General features: G+C 34.5%; 15 protein-coding genes. 7 read left to right on the top strand and 8 right to left on the bottom strand.

The features are described 5' to 3' along the window. Window positions 1-425: 425 nt before the first annotated feature. Both BMW63_RS05355 and BMW63_RS05350 read right to left on the bottom strand, forming a co-directional pair. A complete protein-coding gene (locus BMW63_RS05355; protein ID WP_074721954.1) occupies window positions 426-1,970 on the bottom strand; it encodes an Rne/Rng family ribonuclease in 1,545 nt (514 codons plus the stop codon). A gap of 391 nt (window positions 1,971-2,361) precedes the next feature. Further along, window positions 2,362-2,652, bottom strand: a complete 291-nt coding sequence (locus BMW63_RS05350) for an HU family DNA-binding protein (RefSeq protein ID WP_016989051.1) — start codon at window positions 2,650-2,652, stop codon at window positions 2,362-2,364. A gap of 134 nt (window positions 2,653-2,786) precedes the next feature. Between BMW63_RS05350 and mutY the strand changes: the two genes are divergently transcribed. Genes mutY through gldD form a run of 4 tightly spaced genes read left to right on the top strand, consistent with a single transcriptional unit; the run spans window position 2,787 to window position 6,217 of the window. Then, window positions 2,787-3,821 carry an A/G-specific adenine glycosylase gene (gene mutY, locus BMW63_RS05345; protein WP_074721952.1) on the top strand — a complete coding sequence of 345 codons (1,035 nt, stop codon included), beginning with the start codon at window positions 2,787-2,789 and terminating at the stop codon, window positions 3,819-3,821. A gap of 50 nt (window positions 3,822-3,871) precedes the next feature. After that, window positions 3,872-4,312 (top strand): single-stranded DNA-binding protein, encoded by a 441-nt coding sequence (locus tag BMW63_RS05340; RefSeq protein WP_074721950.1) that lies wholly within the window; start codon window positions 3,872-3,874, stop codon window positions 4,310-4,312. Window positions 4,313-4,335: 23 nt separating this feature from the next. After that, on the top strand, window positions 4,336-5,634 hold the full coding sequence (locus tag BMW63_RS05335) for a gliding motility-associated protein GldE (protein WP_074721948.1): 1,299 nt from the start codon (window positions 4,336-4,338) through the stop codon (window positions 5,632-5,634). A gap of 55 nt (window positions 5,635-5,689) precedes the next feature. Next, window positions 5,690-6,217 (top strand): gliding motility lipoprotein GldD, encoded by a 528-nt coding sequence (gene gldD, locus BMW63_RS05330; protein ID WP_245744864.1) that lies wholly within the window; start codon window positions 5,690-5,692, stop codon window positions 6,215-6,217. Window positions 6,218-6,274: 57 nt separating this feature from the next. Here gldD and BMW63_RS05325 read toward each other — a convergent pair whose 3' ends face one another. Continuing rightward, window positions 6,275-6,655, bottom strand: coding sequence for a heavy-metal-associated domain-containing protein (locus BMW63_RS05325; RefSeq protein ID WP_074721944.1), 381 nt, complete (start codon window positions 6,653-6,655; stop codon window positions 6,275-6,277). Window positions 6,656-6,765: 110 nt separating this feature from the next. Between BMW63_RS05325 and BMW63_RS05320 the strand changes: the two genes are divergently transcribed. Next, a complete protein-coding gene (locus tag BMW63_RS05320; protein ID WP_074721942.1) occupies window positions 6,766-7,632 on the top strand; it encodes a DMT family transporter in 867 nt (288 codons plus the stop codon). Between the two features lie 81 nt (window positions 7,633-7,713). Here the strand turns inward: BMW63_RS05320 and BMW63_RS05315 are convergent, their stop codons facing one another. From BMW63_RS05315 to BMW63_RS05300, 4 genes are all read right to left on the bottom strand, one after another. Beyond that, window positions 7,714-9,762 carry a M16 family metallopeptidase gene (locus tag BMW63_RS05315; RefSeq protein ID WP_074721940.1) on the bottom strand — a complete coding sequence of 683 codons (2,049 nt, stop codon included), beginning with the start codon at window positions 9,760-9,762 and terminating at the stop codon, window positions 7,714-7,716. Window positions 9,763-9,774: 12 nt separating this feature from the next. After that, window positions 9,775-11,100: a M16 family metallopeptidase gene (locus BMW63_RS05310; RefSeq protein ID WP_074721938.1), complete on the bottom strand. Its 1,326-nt coding sequence runs from the start codon at window positions 11,098-11,100 to the stop codon at window positions 9,775-9,777. Window positions 11,101-11,320: 220 nt separating this feature from the next. Further along, window positions 11,321-12,688, bottom strand: coding sequence for a M16 family metallopeptidase (locus BMW63_RS05305; protein WP_074721936.1), 1,368 nt, complete (start codon window positions 12,686-12,688; stop codon window positions 11,321-11,323). Between the two features lie 61 nt (window positions 12,689-12,749). Next, entirely contained in the window at window positions 12,750-14,075 is a 1,326-nt protein-coding gene (locus BMW63_RS05300; RefSeq protein ID WP_074721934.1) for a M16 family metallopeptidase, read from the bottom strand. 244 nt (window positions 14,076-14,319) lie between these two features. Here BMW63_RS05300 and rplU point away from each other — a divergent pair, with 244 nt between their 5' ends. Both rplU and rpmA read left to right on the top strand, forming a co-directional pair. Further along, the gene (gene rplU, locus BMW63_RS05295; protein ID WP_074721932.1) at window positions 14,320-14,763 is read left to right on the top strand and encodes a 50S ribosomal protein L21; all 444 of its coding nucleotides are present in this window, start codon (window positions 14,320-14,322) and stop codon (window positions 14,761-14,763) included. Window positions 14,764-14,786: 23 nt separating this feature from the next. Next, window positions 14,787-15,053 carry a 50S ribosomal protein L27 gene (gene rpmA / locus BMW63_RS05290; RefSeq protein ID WP_016989063.1) on the top strand — a complete coding sequence of 89 codons (267 nt, stop codon included), beginning with the start codon at window positions 14,787-14,789 and terminating at the stop codon, window positions 15,051-15,053. On the opposite strand, the gene BMW63_RS18090 is transcribed toward rpmA, so the two are convergent. Next, a complete protein-coding gene (locus tag BMW63_RS18090) occupies window positions 15,028-15,495 on the bottom strand; it encodes a hypothetical protein (RefSeq protein WP_074721930.1) in 468 nt (155 codons plus the stop codon). The two genes, rpmA and BMW63_RS18090, sit on opposite strands and share 26 nt — an antisense overlap. Window positions 15,496-15,862: the final 367 nt, after the last annotated feature.

Genomic DNA, 15,862 nt, shown 5'->3' with positions numbered 1-15,862 from the left:
TGCCAAGAAGTAATACTCGCACTGCAGCAAAATCAATTGGAGTGCAATGTACTTCGGTTGTAAATTACATGGCTATTAACTGTATTAGCAATAAAATTATTGTCGTAACAACGATGGTGATTTGTCTTTTATTTGGTATAAATGGTTGTTCTTTTTTATGTTTTTTGTTGGGAATCAAATGCTTTATTTTTCGTGATACTAATGTATGCTATTTTTTTACAGTAATAAGTTACTTAGTTGTAATTTGGGTGTTTGTGTAGAATTTTTTTAGCTCTGATTGCAACGAAAATCCTTTTTATTTTTTTCTTTAAAAATAAAAAGATTGTAGTGTAAAGCAGGACACGAGCGAAGCGAACTGACGAAGTAAAAAGCTCCTTGAAAAAAAGACAAAAAAAAACTCCTCAATTTCTTGAGGAGTTTCTGATTTATTCTTTTATAACATTTCCCGTTTTGTCGTAGAAATGATATTCTAAGTACGTGTAAGCGTCACGCGGTATGATTTTTACCCACTTTTTATGTTCAAAAAACCATTTTGAACGTAATGATGGAAAACCTTTGGTAAGGTATGCTGCCACAAAAGGGTGTACATTAAGCACAACTTTTTTGTGAGTTTTTAAAATTCTTTCTAAATCAGAAATGATTCGGTCAATGATTAAAATTGGCGCTTCAATTTCGCCATTCACATCGTTTGGATCTTCTTCTCTAGTTTTAATATTTACTTCAGGTCTTACTCTTTGTCTTGTAATCTGGACTAGTCCAAATTTACTAGGGGGTAAGATCTTGTGTTTCGCTTTATCGTCGCTCATTTCTTCTCTCAAGAAGTCGAACAATATTTTACGGTTTTCAGGATTAGACAAATCGATAAAATCAATTACGATAATACCTCCCATGTCACGTAGACGCAATTGTCTAGCGATTTCGGCAGCGGCAATCATATTGACTTCCATGGCAGTATCTTCCTGATTAGATGCTTTATTAGAACGGTTTCCGCTGTTTACGTCAATGACGTGTAAAGCTTCAGTATGTTCGATAATAAGATAAGCACCTTTACTCATGGACACTGTTTTCCCGAATGAAGTCTTGATTTGTCTCTCTATGTTGTATTTCTCAAAAATGGGCGTATCATTTGATTGATAAAACTTAACAATTGATTGTTTTGAAGGTGCAATTTCTTGCAAATAATCCTTCGTTTGGTTGTACAACTCTTCATCATCAATTTGTATACTAGTAAAAGTATCATTAAAAACGTCTCTTAATATTGAAGAAGCTCTATTGAGCTCTCCTAAAATTTTTGACGGATGATGAGCGGTCGGTAATTTTTTACACATTGCATCCCACCTGCTAAGCAGATTCTGCATGTCTTTTTCTAATTCGGCTGTATTTTTGCCTTCTGCTACTGTGCGAACAATAACACCAAATCCTTTTGGCTTGATGGATTGCACAAGTTTTTTTAGTCTGTCTTTTTCTTTCTTGTCTTCTATTTTTTGAGAAATAGAAACTCGATCAGAAAAAGGAACTAAAACAATAAATCTTCCGGCAAGAGAAAGCTCAGCGCTAATTCTTGGTCCTTTTGTAGATATTGGTTCTTTTACAACTTGTACTAAGATAGATTGATTGGCATTAATTACATCAGTAATAATACCGTCTTTGTCTATCTCTTTATCAAACTGAAAGTTTTTTAGGGAGAAATCTTTTATTTTACCTGCGCTTACAAGTTTTATGAATTTCATCTGAGAAGCTAAATTAGGTCCTAAATCGTGATAATGTAAAAAAGCATCTTTTTCGAAGCCTACATTTACAAAAGCAGCATTAAGACCAGCAACTGGTTTTCTTATTTTGGCAATAAAAATATCACCTACTTGAAAGTTGCTTTTTTCTTCTTCCTTGTGTAATTCAATTAGTTTTCCATCTTTTAATAAGGCAAAATCTACAAAATCAGAACTAGATCGAATGATTAATTCTTTATTCACGTTGTAAATTTTTATCCGAACTGATGATTTGGGATATTGGATTTGAGATTTTGGATTTTATAATCCTGAATCCTGAATCTAAATTCCTAAATTAAAAATAAGGATGGATTAAACAATAATTTTAACAGGTATTGAACCCGGAGAAATTTAGGCTGGCAGATTAACTCGCAATTTTCAGATACTTAAATCTTAGATTATGCTCTGTAAACCTGAAATCACTAAATTTCAATTTCAATGAACTTTTAAAAAGGAAAAAGTAGTTTAAAACTACTTTTTCTTTTTGTGACGGTTAGCTCTCGCTCTTTTTTTACGTTTGTGAGTTGCTACCTTATGTCTCTTTCTTTTTTTACCACTTGGCATATCTTATCGATTTTATGATTAATTAATATTTTTATTTTGCTTCGTTATTGATCTTTACTCCTTCAACAAAAACTTTTGCTGGTTTGAAAGCAGGAATGTTATGTGCAGGAATTTTTATTGTTGTATTTTTGGAAATATTTCTTCCAGTTTTTTCAGCTCTAGTTTTCACGATAAAACTTCCAAAACCTCTTAAATAAACATTGTCTCCAGTTTCTAATGAATTTTTAACTTCATTCATAAAAGTCTCTACAGTTGCTTGCACATCACCTTTTTCAAGACCTAATTTTTCTGAAATTTTTGCTACGATATCTGCTTTCGTCATTTTCTTTCCTTATTTATTATATTGTAATCATTTTTTTGAGTGTGCAAATATATGAATTTAAAAAACAATTATTCAAGCTAATTCATTAAAATTTAATCACATAAACTTTTACTTTTGTCAACAAATAATTAATAATGAAATTTTCTAACTTGCTTATAAAGTGGTATTTACAAAATAAAAGAGATTTGCCATGGCGAAGCACTACAAATCCGTACCTAATTTGGCTCTCCGAAATCATGCTTCAACAGACTCGAGTGGCTCAGGGGACGCCGTATTTTTTGGCATTTACAGCTGCATTTCCCACTGTTTTTGATTTGGCTAAAGCCAATGAAGAAGAAGTGCTAAAGCTTTGGCAAGGACTTGGGTATTACTCGCGTGCCAGAAACTTGCATAAAACAGCTCAATATGTAGCATTTGAATTAAATGGTGTTTTTCCCGGTAGTTATAATGACTTGTTGAAATTAAAAGGAGTGGGCGAGTACACCGCTGCCGCCATTGCCTCTTTTTCTTATAATGAGATCGTTCCTGTAGTGGACGGAAATGTGTTTCGGGTGTTGTCGCGCTATTTTGATGTCGAAACCGATATTGCTTTGGCTTCCGCCAAAAAAGAATTCGCTGCCTTGGCTTTCGAATTAATACCTAAAGACAACCCCGCTATTTTTAATCAAGCGATTATGGAGTTTGGTGCTTTGCAATGTGTTCCCAAAAGTCCGAATTGCAGTATTTGTGTGTTTAATGAAAGTTGTGCTGCACTGCAGAAAAATAAAGTAGCTCAGTTGCCAGTGAAGTCTAAGAAGTTGAAAGTGCGCAATCGCTACTTTAATTACTTGGTTGTTGCTGATGATAATGAAAACACCATAATACAAAAGAGAACGGCCAAAGGGATTTGGCAAAATCTATATGAGTTTCCTTTGATGGAAACGGTCAAAGAGGAGGGTTTTGATTATGTTGCTGAAAAGATTCAAGAGCATTATTTTGAGGAGAATGAGGTGGTCAGTGTGATGGAATGCAATGCGAAAAGTATTATTCATAAATTATCGCATCAACACCTTTATATTAAGTTCTGGAAAGTAGGTCTAAAAGGGACTATTGAAAACGGAATAAACAATGAGGTTTTGAAAACGTTTCCATTCCCTATCGTGATTCATAATTTTATTGAAAAGGAATAATTAAAAGAAGTAAAAAAATGTACCTTTGAGTAAAATACACACCAAATACCATGAACGGAACGTTAAATAAGGTGATGCTGATTGGGCACCTTGGAGATGAAATAAAAATGCATTATTTTGATGGAGGGAACTGTATCGGCAGGTTTCAATTGGCTACAAATGAAGTGTATATTAATAAAACTACAAACGAAAAAATCACTTCTACGGAGTGGCATAATTTAGTGGTACGTAATAAAGCGGCCGAAATTTGTGAGAAACATTTATCAAAAGGCGATAAAATTTATGTAGAGGGACGTATTAAATCGCGTCAATGGCAGACAGAGGACGGAACCACAAAGCACACTACCGAAATTCAAGTTACGGAGTTCACTTTTTTATCAACGAAGAAAGCTAGCGAAAACAACAAACAAATTGATATCACGGAATCCGTAAAAAACACTAACTTTGCCCCACAAAATAATGGCTTGCCTATCAATGATTTGCCATTTTAATTGTTTAACTAATCTTTTTTAATTTGGACCCAGAGCCCAGTTTAAATTTCGCGTATACAGTAGATACCAATCTATTGTTTGGTTTTGCCGGTATATTTGTATTGCTTTTTTGCTCTGCATTAGTTTCCGGAGCTGAAGTAGCCTTGTTTTCGTTGTCACAACAAGACATTGACGAAACAATACAAGGGAATGATTCCAAAGGGAAAATTCTCGCTGATCTTATAGAGAGACCCAAAAAACTATTGGCTACGCTTCTTGTGGCTAATAATTTTATTAATATTGGAGTGGTAATTTTATTTTCATTTATTGGGAAAAACTTGTTTGCTGCGATTAGTTCACCGGCTTTAAAGTTTACTGTCGAAGTCATCGTTGTTACCTTTTTACTTTTGTTATTTGGCGAAGTATTACCTAAGGTATATGCCAGTCGAAACAACATTAAGTTTGCAAAAATGATTGCATACCCGATTGCCGTACTTGATAAATTGCTTTCACCTATTAGTGTTCCTATGCGAGAAACAACCATTTATTTACACAATAAACTAGGGAAACAAAAAACAAATTTTTCAGTTGATCAGCTGTCACAAGCTTTAGAACTTACTTCTTCAGATGAAACTTCTTTAGAGGAGCAGAAGATATTGATGGGGATTGTAACTTTTGGTAATACAGATACGAAGCAGGTTATGAGTCCGAGGATTGATATCTTTGCTTTAGAGATAACAGAATCATTTTCTGAAATCTATTCTAAGATTATCGAAAAAGGATATTCCCGAATTCCTGTTTATCGGGACAATATTGACCAGATAGAAGGCGTTTTGTTTGTGAAGGATTTATTGCGTCACCTTGATGAGAAAGATTTTATGTGGAACACCTTAATACGGGAGCCGTTTTTTATCCCAGAGAATAAGAAATTGGATAACCTGCTAAAAGACTTTCAAAGAATGAAAAGTCATCTTGCTATTGTGGTGGATGAATACGGCGGAACCTCTGGTTTGGTTTCTCTCGAAGATGTTATTGAGGAAATTGTTGGAGATATCAGTGATGAGTTTGATGATGACAATGTTAATTTCATTAAAATTGATGAAAAAAACTATCTTTTTGAGGGTAAAATAAATCTGAAAGATTTCTATAGAATTATTGATGTCAACGAGGAAGAGTTTGAGATAAGAAAAGGAGAAGCTGAAACTTTGGCTGGATTTATTCTTGAAATTTCAGGTAATTTCCCGATGAAAGGGCAAAAAATATCATATGAAAATTGCCTATTCACAATTGAGACAATAGATAAAAAACGTATAAAACAGATAAAAGTAACGGTTGATGTTTAATTTGAATCAGGACAAAAATATATATTTTTCTAGTATAATAGTTGTAATCGTGTTTATGGGATTGTTCCTGTTTTCAAGCTGTAAGGACGATGTTCTTCCAAAACCATCCAGTTATTTGCGCTTGGATTATCCGGTTGCGACCTATGCTAATTTTGAAAATGAATGTCCGTTTACTTTCGAAATGAATTCAGAAGCGGTCATAAAAGGAGAAAAGGATTGCGGATTTACGATTACGTACCCAAAAATGAAAGCGACAATTTATTTGACTTATAAGCCAGTGAATAACAATATCAATACCTTGCTGCGGGATGCCCAGAAGCTAACTTACGAGCATGTTATAAAGGCCGATGATATATTGGAGCAGCCTTATATGAATCCTGCCAAAAAAGTGTATGGTATGTTTTATCAGGTGGATGGAAATGCAGCAACCAATTCGCAATTCTATGCAACCGATAGTACGAAACATTTCGTTACCGGTTCCGTTTATTTTTACGCAAAACCTAATTTTGATTCTATAATGCCAGCGGCGAGTTATGTTAAAAATGACATGCAACGGTTGCTGGAAACTTTAAAATGGAAATAGATTTCATAAAAAAAGCTTCTCAACGAGAAGCTTTTTTTATGAAATAAAATCTGTTAATTACGATTTCATATTCGAAACGGTGTATGTTTTTCCGTCACCGGTATCTTGAACGACTTTAGTTAAGCTTTCAGGAGTTTGTACTGTTTTATCAAAAGTTACTATTGCTGATTTTGTGTCAAAATCCACCTTAGCGGTTTGTACTCCGTCAAGAACCGTTAATTCTTCTTGGATTGTTTTAGCGCAACCTACTGCACAAGTCATTCCTTCAATAGAAAAGTTAGCAGTTTGTACGTTTTCGGCAGCTATTTCTTTTTTTACTTTTGGGGCTTCCGTTTCTGTTTTTGAAGTTTCTTTTGGGGCTTCTTCAGTGTTTTTTTTGCAGCTTACAAACAAAAGTCCAGCTAGTGCTACTATAGCGATTGATTTTGTAATGTTCATTATGATATGATTTTAAGTGTTTTACCCGTTTTTTTTATTCGAAAACAAAATTACTTAAAAAAGTAGCGCTAATTCATAAAATTATTACAATTTTGAGGTAAACTAACAATATGGAATCGAAACAATTAAAATGGATTTATTTAATGGGACTTGCCTTGATTTGGGGAAGTTCATTTATTTTGATAAAAAAAGGATTAATTGGATTGTCAGCTTTACAAGTTGGTTCGTTAAGAATCATTTTTGCTGCGATTTTTTTATTGCTGATTGGTTTCAAAAGCTTGTCAAAAATCCCAAAAGAAAAATGGAAGTTCATTGCGATAACTTCTATGTTCGGGACATTTGTTCCTGCTTTTCTTTTTGCTTTAGCACAAACGGAAATTGATAGTTCTGTAAGCTCTATTTTAAACTCTTTGACGCCCTTAAATACGTTGATTTTGGGTGCGCTAGTCTTTGGTGTTAGTTTCGAAAGAAGACAAGTTTGGGGTGTTTTTATTGGACTAATTGGAAGTTTATTGTTAGTTTTCAATGGAGCAATGAATCATCCCGATCAGAATTACTATTATGCTATTTTAGTGGTTATTGCTTCGGTTTGTTATGCTATTAATGTCAATCTAATCAAACGATTTTTGTCAGACTTGAGTCCGCTTAGTATTACAACAGGTAATTTTCTAGTACTGCTTTTTCCATCTTTGATTATATTGTATTTCACCAGTTTTGCAGATGTTGTACATGTTGAAAAAGTACAGCAGGCAGTTGTATTTATCATAATCTTAGGAGTTCTTGGAACTGGAATTGCCAATATTCTTTTCTTTAAACTAATACAAATGTCTTCGCCGGTTTTTGCAACTTCGGTGACCTATTTGATTCCGGTGGTAGCCTTCTTCTGGGGATTGTTGGATAATGAAATACTAACGTCGGTGCAGTTTGTAGGTGCTTTTATCATCTTAATTGGAGTGTATTTGTCGGCAAAAAAGTAACATTCAATACATATAGGATTTTTTGTATAATAATAAAGGCTGTCGTTTTAGACAGCCTTTATTGTTTATTTCAGGATTTGATTATTTAAAATCAGCATCTGTAACACCTTCATTAATTTTTACATCGGACATTTTGATGTCTAATTCAAAGCCTACGTTTTGAATGATGTTGAAAGGAACTTTTACACCTTTAACTTCTCTGTAATCCCCAAAATTAGTTACTTGAGTAATAGATTTGCCTCCTTGCTCCATTGTTTTTGCGTCTGCCAGTTTTAAACCGGTAGTCACATCATAATAGAGTGTAGTTTTACCGTCTTTAATAGCATAAGTGTCTTTACCGTTAATGGTTTCGATACCAGTTAGTGTTACGCCGTCTTTTTTATCCAAAAGTAATTCTTCGAATAAGACTGCGCTATTTTTCATTTCAGCTAACTCATCGCCTTTAAAATCTTTTCGTTGCCCTTGTTGTAGCGCATAAGCACTGGTTTCATTGACTACTTGTTTCATCATGCTCATAGTTCCCATTGCTAGTTCTATACTTAATTTTCCTTTTGCATCCGCTTTTGAAGTAAAAGTTAAAGGCGATGGCGCTTGAGGTATTACTGTTGAACCTACCATAGAGATTGTTTTCACGGCTTTCACCGCTTTTTCTCCACCTATTGCAACGATGTAATTGTCTAAGACACTTTTAATAGTTACGCCTGCTGGTATCTCTTTTTTGAAAATTGGTTTTTCAATTGGCGTTCCGTATTTATCAAAATAAAACATTGGCATTTTTAGTTTCTCCAATGCGGGAGCTACTTCAGATCCTTTACCCACAACCAATACTCTTATATTGTCAGCCAGGAAATATTTATTAGCTACATCTTTAATATCTTCTACAGTTACTGCATTTATGCTTTTAATGTAGTTTTCGTAAAAATCAGAAGGCAAATTATAGATTTCTGTATTTAAGGCATAACGTGCAACCGTAGTTGGCTTTTGGATTTGCATTACAAAGTTACCTATGTATTTTGCTTTTGCGTTTTTTAGATCGTCAGCAGACACAAATTCTGTTCTGATTTTTTTTAATTCGCTTAAAATTTCAACTACAGAACTGTCTGTTACTGCATTTCTTACTGAAGTTGAAGAACGAAATTTTTCTACGTATTTACCAAATCCTATATTAGAATAAGCGCCGTATGTCCATCCGTGTTTTTCACGTAAGTTTAAAAATAATCTTCCTTCTCCGCCACCACCAAGAATTTGATTTGCTAAAATTGCAGAAAAATATTGTTTGTCAGTAAGTTTTAAATTGATGGTATTTACCACTGCGATTTCAGACTGGACAGCGTTTGGCATATCTACAAAATCAATCTGAGTTTGTTGCACGTTTTTAGGATCAGGATATGTGATCTGAGGGGCAATGCCTTTGGCCCAAGAGCCAAAAAGTTTCTCAACCATTTTTTTTACTTCTTTCGTATTGACATCTCCTACAATAACCAAGTAGGCATTTCCGGGAACGAAATTAGTTTTGTAGTTTGCAACGGCATCTTTTAGGGCAACTTTGTCAATGGTTTCGGCACTTAAAAACTCTCCTGAAGGATGGCTTACCCCAAAGGCTAAAACATCTTCAACGCGTCCTGCAACAGCAGCGACGCTCTTTTCTTGTGTTTTTATTCCTTCTAAAAGCTTTGCTTTTATTTTATCAAATTCTTCTTGAGTAAAGACGGTATTGAGTGCGCCGTCAGCCATTAATTCTAATATTCTTTCAGAATATTTAGACAGTCCGCTGGCATAAGCACCATTTGAATTAAAATTTATATTTGCACCTAAGAAATCAACTTCTTCATTAAAGGCATCTTTTGATGTTTTTGTGGTTCCGCTTCCGATAAGTTGACTGGTAATATCTGCTACTCCTTTTTTGTCTCCTTCGGCATAAGGCATGTTGTCTAAACTAAGGCTATAGGCTACTCGAGGCAGTTTGTGGTTTTCTACGACCATTATTTTCAGTCCGTTCTTAAGCTCAAAATTACTGGATTTACCAATCTTAATTGTCGGAGGAGCTGCAGGTTTTGGTTGCGGGATTATTTGTGCTTGCAAAACTAAAGTCAAAAATAGACTTGATAGTATATATATTGTTTTTTTCATGATGGTTCTGTATTATTTTGTGGCTTTGTCTGATGATGGAACATAATCTAATACTAATCTTTGGTTTGGATTTAGATATTTTTTTGCAACAGTTCTAATCTCTTCCGGTGTAATAGTACGATACATTTCAATTTCTGTATTGATTAAGTTTACGTCCTTGTAGAGCATATAGTAGGTTGCAAGATTATCTGCTACTCCTTCAATAGAGGCGTTACTATTTACGTATTGATTCTCATACTTGTTCTGAAGTTTTTGCAATTCCTTATCAGAAATTAATTCAGTCTGTAGCTTCACGATTTCGGCATCAATTTCAGTAAGTAGATTTTCAGACGTACTTGGTGCTTGCGGTAAACCATAAAGAATATACGTTCCGTAATCTTCTTGACTATAACTAAACGCACCAATTTGTAAGGCCATTTTTTTGTCGTCCACTATTTTTTTGTATAATCTAGAGCTCTTACCGTCACTTAAGATTGTGGAAATAAAATCCAAAACTCTGGCATCACGAGTTTTCATTGATGGAGTTCTGTAAGCAGCTACAACCATTGGGATTTGAATGTTGGAGTCCTCAAATTTTGCTTTGATGGTTTCGGTAATTGGTTCTTCTACGAAAGTTTCTCTTTCAATAGTAGTTCCTTTTTTTATCGCACCAAAGTATTTTTGGATCCATTCTTTCGTTTGAGTTGCGTTAAAATCTCCAGCGACTACAAGAACTGCGTTGTTCGGGATGTAGAATTTCTTGTTGAAGCTTTGGAATTCCTCTAATTTTGCGGCGTCTAAATGGTCCATTGAACCAATAGTTGTCCAGCGATAAGGATGGTTTGTGAACATCTTTTTCTTTACTTCCGGAATCATTTGTCCATAAGGACTATTGTCATAACGCAATCTTTTTTCCTCTTTGACAACCTCATTTTGGGTATCAACGCCAATTTGGTTAATCACAGGGTGTAGCATTCTTTCGGATTCCATCCATAATCCTAATTCAAGATTGTTCGATGGGAATACTTCGTAATAATAAGTACGGTCTTCGGTGGTGTTGGCGTTATTTGTCCCTCCATTTCCGGTGACAATTTTAAACCATTCTCCACGCTTGATGTTCTCAGTACCTTCAAATAATAAATGTTCAAAAAAGTGAGCAAAACCAGTTCTTTCTGGATTTTCATTTTTAGCTCCTACGTGATACATTACTGATGTTATTACAACCGGAGCCGAAGGATCGTTTTGTAAAATAACATGTAAACCATTGTCTAAATTGTATTCTTCGAAGGCTACTTTTTGTGCAGAAACAGCTCCGCCAAGCAAAAGTGTGGCGCTTAACGCCATTATTGATTTTTTCATAGGTGTTAATAGGTTAATTAATTTATATGTCGCTCTTTAGAGTTTATTGTTACACTAAATAACAACTTTTTTATAAGAATACACATCTTTTTTTATAATATGGCCAATTAATTAAATAGCTATTGCTTTTATTTCGATGTAAAAAAAAACAAAAAAAGGCACTCCATCTTTGAGTCTTGAAGGAGTGCCTTAGCCTTTTTTTAATCGCTATTAGCTGTCGTTATCCCAGAGTAGGCTTCTTTACAGGATGACCAAATTTATCAAAATAAAACAATGGGATATTTAGTTTCTCCAATCCCGGAATAACATCTGCGCCTTTTCCAGCAATTATAATTCGGGTATTGTCGATCAGGAAATATTTCTTAGCGGCTTCGAGAACAGCGTCTGCGGTTACTGCATTTATGGTTTTGATATAATTTTCATAAAAATCAGGACGCAGCTCTTCCGTTTCTACATTTAAGGCATAGCGTGCAATGGCTGAAGGTTTTTCCACCTGCATTACAAAACGACCAATATACCCAGCTTTCACATTTTTAAGGACTTCCTCAGATACTTTTTCAGTTCTGATTCTATTGATTTCTTTTATGAATTCAAGCACTGCGCTATCGGTTGCCGTATTTCTTATTGATGCCGTTGATTTTAATTTCGAAACATATTTCCCCGCTCCGATAACAGTGCTAGCGCCATATGTCCAGCCGTGTTCCTCTCTTAAGTTCATATTCAAATAACTATTGTAATCTCCTCCTAAAATATATGTGGCGATAGCTGCTGGAAAAAAGTCTTTGTCAGCCATTTTTAAATGTAAAGTATTGACCAATGATATTTCGGATTGAACAGCGTTTGGAACATCTACAAAATTAATTTGAGTAAAAGGGACATTTTGTGGGGAGTTATACGTTATTTTTGGTGTGTTTGCTCTTTTCCAAGATCCAAAAAGTTTTTCAACAATAGGTTTTACTTCCTTATATTTTATATCTCCAATAATTACTAAATAGGCGTTTTCTGGCGCGAAACGCGCAGAATAATTCGCTTTTACATCCGCAAGGGTGACGTTGTTAATTGTTTCTATCGTCGTGTATTCTCCCGCGGGATGATCCATCCCAAAGGCTAAAGCATTTACAACCCTGTTAGCAATTGCAGGAACGCTTTTTTCCTGCGATTTTATACCTTCTAGCAACTTTGCTTTTTCCTTGTCAAATTCTTCCTGAGTAAAATTGGGATACAGGGCTCCGTACGTTAAAAGTTGCAGTACACGACCAGAATATTTAGAAAGTGCACTAGCATCAGCGCCATGTGAATTGAAATTAATATTGGCTCCCAGGAAATCTACTTCTTCATTAAAATCGTCTTTGGTTATTTTGGTGTTTCCGTTACCTATTAAGTTACTACATAGTTCGTCTACTCCCTTTTTGCTGTCTTCTGCAAAAGGAGGATTGTCTATAGTGAGTTTAAAAGTGACTTTGGGTAGTTTATGATTTTCTACAACCAGTACTTTCAGTCCGTTAGCCAAGAAAAATGTCTGTGGTTTTTTTAGATTTACAACTGGTGGTTTTCCAGGTTTGGGTTGGGTGCGATCTTGTGTATGCATAATTCCTGTTATAAATAAAAGGATGAATAGAATAGTTGTTTTTTTCGTAGTTACGAAGGCGTTAATTCTGAGTTGTTTCTTTAGTAGGGATATAATCCAAGACTAATCTCTGATTCGCATTTAAATATTTTTTTGCCACTTCTCTAATTTCTTCTCTGCTAATAGAGTGGTAAAGATCTATTTCAGTATTAATTAAATGGATGTCTCCATATAGTAAATAATACTTTGCCAGATTCTCAGCAATTCCTTCCACAGTGGAGTTGTTACTTACATATTGGTTTTCAAACTGATTTTGTAATTTCTGATAATCTTTCTCAGAGATCAAATCCGTTTGGATTTTTACGATTTCCTCGTCAATTTCATATAGCAAATCTTTGGCAGTATGTGTTCCCATCGGTAAGCCATATAGTATGTACATTCCGTAATCTTCTTGGCTAAAACCTACAGCGCCTATTTGCAAGGCTATCTTTTTTTCGTCTACGACTTTTTTGTATAATTTCGAACTCCTACCATCGCTTAAATACGACGATATAAAGTCTAGAACGCGAGCATCTCTAGTTTTCATTGATGGTGTTCTGTAAGACGCGACGACCATCGGAATTTGAATATTGGGATCTTGGTAGGTTGCTTTAATAGTTTGTGTTATTGGTTCTTCAACAAACGTTTGTTTTTTTAATACTTCGCCTTTTTCTATTGGCCCAAAATATTTCTCTATCCATTCTTTTGTTTGTTTTTTTTCGAAATCTCCAGCGACCACCAAGGCAGCGTTGTTAGGTGTATAGAACTTTTTGTGAAAAGCTTTAAAATCTTCTAAAGTTGCGGTGTCTAAATGTTCCATAGATCCAATAGTAGACCAGCGGTACGGATGGTTTTTAAACATATTTTCCTTAATAATAGGTAAAATTTTCCCGTAAGGCTGGTTATCATAACGCGAGTTTTTTTCTTCTTTAATAACCCCGTTTTGGGTATCAACCCCAATTTGGTTGATAACAGGATGCATTAGCCTTTCGGATTCCATCCAAAGAGCCAGTTCTAAATTATTGGAAGGGAATACTTCATAATAGTAGGTACGATCATCAGAAGTATTGGCATTATTAACTCCTCCGTTAGAAGTTACAATTTTGAACCATTCACCTCTTTTGATGTTTTTGGTTCCTTCGAATAAAAGATGTTCGAAAAAGTGGGCAAAACCTGTTTTTTCTGGATTCTCATCTTTGGACCCTACATGGTACATCACCGAAGTTATCACGACAGGTGCCGAAGAATCGTGGTGCAGAATAACATGCAATCCATTATCCAAATTGTATTCTTCAAAAGCTATTTTTTGAGCAGTAGCAACTCCGCCAAGGAGAAGGACATTAGTTAATCCCATTATTGATTTTTTCATTTAGATTAATAAAAATGCATTTACAATAGAAGAAAATGCAAATTATTGTTACTTCAAAAATACTTATTTTTAGTGAGGTGAGTCTGGTATTTTGTTTTTTTAGGAAAATGAGGGATATTTTGGTAAGGTAATCCATTGAAAACACGGTAAAAAGCAAAGAAATTATATTTTTAGTTTTAAGGGATTGCATAGTAAAAATTTAATTGTATATTTGCAACCTTAAAAATCAATAAATCAATTTGGTATGTATGCAATCGTAGAGATAGCAGGGCAACAATTCAAAGTAAGCAAAGACCTAAAGGTTTACGTTCACCGTTTGGCAAATGAAGAAGGAACTACAGTTTCTTTCGACAAAGTTTATTTGTTAGACGACAATGGCGTAATCACAATAGGCGCCCCCGCTATAGAAGGTGCTTCAGTAGAAGCTAAAGTGTTACAACACTTAAAAGGAGATAAAGTTATCATTTTCAAAAAGAAAAGAAGAAAAGGATACAAAAAGAGAAATGGTCACAGACAATATCTTACTCAAATTGTAATTGAAGGTATTACTGCATCAGGTGCTAAAAAAGCGGCTCCTAAAAAAGAAGCAGCTCCTAAGAAAGCAGCGGTAGAAGCAAGTACTGAAGAAGCTCCGGCTGCTAAAGTAAAAAAAGCTCCTAAAGCTAAAAAAGAAGATACTAAAGAATAATAACAATATTAAACTAATACGTCATGGCTCACAAGAAAGGTGTCGGTAGTTCCAAGAATGGTAGAGAATCAGAATCAAAACGTTTAGGTGTTAAGATTTTTGGAGGACAAGCTGCTATTGCAGGGAATATCATCATAAGACAAAGAGGTTCAAAACATAATCCAGGTGCAAATGTTTACATCAGTAAAGATCACACCCTACACGCAAGAGTAGATGGTGTTGTACATTTCCAAAAGAAAAGAGATAACAAATCATACGTTTCAATCATTCCATTTGAAGTTGAAGCATAATTGATTTACTCAATTTATTAGAAAACCCAATCTGAAAAGATTGGGTTTTTTTATGGACTCTCCCAAAGAGAGGGAGGTTAGGTGAAAAATGGATTGGTTTGATTGTATTTGTGGGTTTCATGAGCGAAAGTCTAGCCCAGTGTGTTGTGTATTTTTTGATTAAATACTTATGCAATTTAAAATAGTAAAACAGTGGGTTACCACAGACCAATTGAGTATAATTATCTTCTATTTTTTCTCCAATGTAAAATGTAGTTAATTCACCTGAATCTTTGTTTATTGTATACTCCCAAATTTCATTATTAGAATATAAAAATTCTGTAAAAGAATATGAATCTGGGTTTTCAGAAAAAGCAATCTTCTCTGTTTTGAATAATTCCCATCTTTTTGAATGACGATATAATTCGTAAAACAGAATTTCATCGGGGGTGATTGTTATCATTTTTCCAACTAAGCCATCATCTCTTATTTCCCATTTGCTTCTTTAGAACTCTATTTCCAATTCCCTATTAAAGTATTTATTTTGTCTTTTCTAAAAATAGTTTTTAAAGAATCTGCTTTTTTGATAGCAATTTGAGCGTTAGGATTTATGTTGTAGGCAGTAGTAAATATTTTTTATGGCTTGTGGGTAATTGAGATTCTTTACTGTGTTTTTGCCTAATTCAAATAGTTGTTTTTGGTATTCGTTTCGATTATTGTCTTGAGCCGAAATTGGAATGGTCAATAATAACAGTAATAGAAGAAGTAGATGGTTTCTCATGGTATTCGAAATTGGTTTTTAAAGCAAGCGGGCACTGTGTCTTAAAGTG

This window comes from Flavobacterium frigoris (assembly GCF_900111075.1).
Classification (GTDB): domain Bacteria; phylum Bacteroidota; class Bacteroidia; order Flavobacteriales; family Flavobacteriaceae; genus Flavobacterium; species Flavobacterium frigoris.
This window is presented reverse-complemented; position numbering and strand designations above follow the sequence as displayed.

What these genes read in the sequence shown, in the direction of transcription:
- BMW63_RS05350 (WP_016989051.1), bottom strand. Translation starts at nt 2,652, where the DNA reads ATGACGAAAGCAGATATCGTAGCAAAAATTTCAGAAAAATTAGGTCTT.
- mutY (WP_074721952.1), top strand. Translation starts at nt 2,787, where the DNA reads ATGAAATTTTCTAACTTGCTTATAAAGTGGTATTTACAAAATAAAAGA.
- BMW63_RS05340 (WP_074721950.1), top strand. Translation starts at nt 3,872, where the DNA reads ATGAACGGAACGTTAAATAAGGTGATGCTGATTGGGCACCTTGGAGAT.
- gldD (WP_245744864.1), top strand. Translation starts at nt 5,690, where the DNA reads ATGGGATTGTTCCTGTTTTCAAGCTGTAAGGACGATGTTCTTCCAAAA.
- BMW63_RS05325 (WP_074721944.1), bottom strand. Translation starts at nt 6,655, where the DNA reads ATGAACATTACAAAATCAATCGCTATAGTAGCACTAGCTGGACTTTTG.
- BMW63_RS05320 (WP_074721942.1), top strand. Translation starts at nt 6,766, where the DNA reads ATGGAATCGAAACAATTAAAATGGATTTATTTAATGGGACTTGCCTTG.
- BMW63_RS05315 (WP_074721940.1), bottom strand. Translation starts at nt 9,762, where the DNA reads ATGAAAAAAACAATATATATACTATCAAGTCTATTTTTGACTTTAGTT.
- BMW63_RS05310 (WP_074721938.1), bottom strand. Translation starts at nt 11,100, where the DNA reads ATGAAAAAATCAATAATGGCGTTAAGCGCCACACTTTTGCTTGGCGGA.
- BMW63_RS05305 (WP_074721936.1), bottom strand. Translation starts at nt 12,688, where the DNA reads ATGCATACACAAGATCGCACCCAACCCAAACCTGGAAAACCACCAGTT.
- BMW63_RS05300 (WP_074721934.1), bottom strand. Translation starts at nt 14,075, where the DNA reads ATGAAAAAATCAATAATGGGATTAACTAATGTCCTTCTCCTTGGCGGA.
- rplU (WP_074721932.1), top strand. Translation starts at nt 14,320, where the DNA reads ATGTATGCAATCGTAGAGATAGCAGGGCAACAATTCAAAGTAAGCAAA.
- rpmA (WP_016989063.1), top strand. Translation starts at nt 14,787, where the DNA reads ATGGCTCACAAGAAAGGTGTCGGTAGTTCCAAGAATGGTAGAGAATCA.
- BMW63_RS18090 (WP_074721930.1), bottom strand. Translation starts at nt 15,495, where the DNA reads ATGATAACAATCACCCCCGATGAAATTCTGTTTTACGAATTATATCGT.